Genomic DNA, 1513 nt, shown 5'->3' on the forward strand with positions numbered 1-1513 from the left:
GACCTGGACGAAACAATTCGAACTGCAGACTACGCCCCAAACCCGCCTGATTAATATCAGAAAGCAGTGCGTCCATTTCGGCCTTGCTCGGTAGTTGCTTTTCAAGCTGGGTTACATATTGTTGAACCTGTTCGCGCTGCTTCTTCAGCGCATCCAGATTGACAGCCTGTGCAAGCTTCTTTGTGTAATCTTCCTTGAGCTTGACTTCCTTGGCTTTCTCCGCCGTCAACTCTTCATCGGACGCGCTGAGCCATACAAACCAGAGAGCCACGACAACAAAAATCGTGACGGCCAAACAAAGGAGGTAACGTGGAAGTGCTGGCCATGAAGGTGGATCATTGGGATCCAGTCCCGTAAACTGGGACTTCAGACTGCTTTGAATTGCTGCAAAGTCGATGGAATTTTTAGAGATTTTTGCCATGGTCAAACTCGTTCATTCCGCCTCATACCTTGGCCGGCGCCGAGGCGGCAGAAGCTGGCTTGGCAGCCGCCCCCGACACCACCGGTACTGTCCCTGAGCTTGCTGGTGTGGCGCCAACAGTTTTCGGATCGCTGGCCCGCTTCAAACCGATCTTCATTGAAAAATTGGATACCCTGCGCTGGTCACGCGCACTGAGTGACACCGTGCCGGCGGTGATTTCTACAAGTTCCGGCCGGGTTAACCACGCACTGTTGTTAGCCAGGTTGCGCAACAATTCCGAAACACGTTCGTTTGACTGTGCGACGCCGGTGATCATCACGGCCTGGTTGTCTTGTTTCATGCTGGTGATATACACCCCATCGGGCAACTGCTTGACCAGTTCGCTCAGCAAATACACCGGCAGATTGCGGTTTCCCTGCAGATCTTCCACGGCATTCTGACGAGCCCTGAGAGCGGAAATCTCCGCCTGCAGCGTGGCGATATCCTTGATCTGCCCTTCCAACCGGGTAATTTCCGTTTTCAGAAAATTGTTCTTTCCCCGCTGGCCCTCAATCTGGGCCAGGTACCAGGAATAAACAGCACCGCAAATAAGAACGCCGACCAAGGCCGCCATACCCAGTGTGGCAAAAAATACTTCGCGCCTGCGCTTGCGCGCAGCTTCGCGATGGGGAAGCAGATTGACGAGAATCACTGCAGAAACCTCCGCAAAGCCAGACCGCAAGAGGTCAGGTAGGATGCCGCTTCGCGCCGCATCTTCTTTTCACGTACGCCTTCTCCGAGCTCCATTCCTTCAAAAGGGTTTGCCAGCACGCAGGCAAATGAAGTCTGCTGGGTGACGGAATCGGTCAGACCTGGCAAGGCGGACGAGCCACCTGCCAACATCACATAGTCAACTTTGTTGTGCGGTGTGCTGGTAAAGAAGAACTGCAAGGCCCGTCCGATTTCCTGCGCCATGCTCTCGACAAATGGCTTCAGCACGCCGGATTCATAGTCTTCCGGCAAATCGCCACTGCGTTTTTTGCTTTCTGCTTCTTCAGGGGAAAAACCGTACTGCCGAATGATGAGCTGCGTCAGCTGTGCTCCACCGAAGGC

Annotated in this window: 3 protein-coding genes; all 3 read right to left on the reverse strand. The window is 53.9% G+C overall.

The features are described from left to right. On the reverse strand, window positions 1-421 hold a 421-nt coding region (locus tag AC1DWI_RS22760; RefSeq protein WP_477725863.1), incomplete at its 3' end, for a type IV pilus inner membrane component PilO. Between the two features lie 22 nt (window positions 422-443). Then, complete coding sequence (locus AC1DWI_RS22765; protein ID WP_477669885.1) at window positions 444-1112, reverse strand: PilN domain-containing protein; 669 nt, start codon at window positions 1110-1112, stop codon at window positions 444-446. Further along, the coding region (gene pilM, locus AC1DWI_RS22770) for a pilus assembly protein PilM (RefSeq protein ID WP_477725864.1) at window positions 1109-1513 on the reverse strand (405 nt) is incomplete at its 5' end. The genes pilM and AC1DWI_RS22765, both read right to left, overlap by 4 nt.

The sequence above is a fragment of the Polaromonas sp. P3_C2 genome (assembly GCF_056402675.1).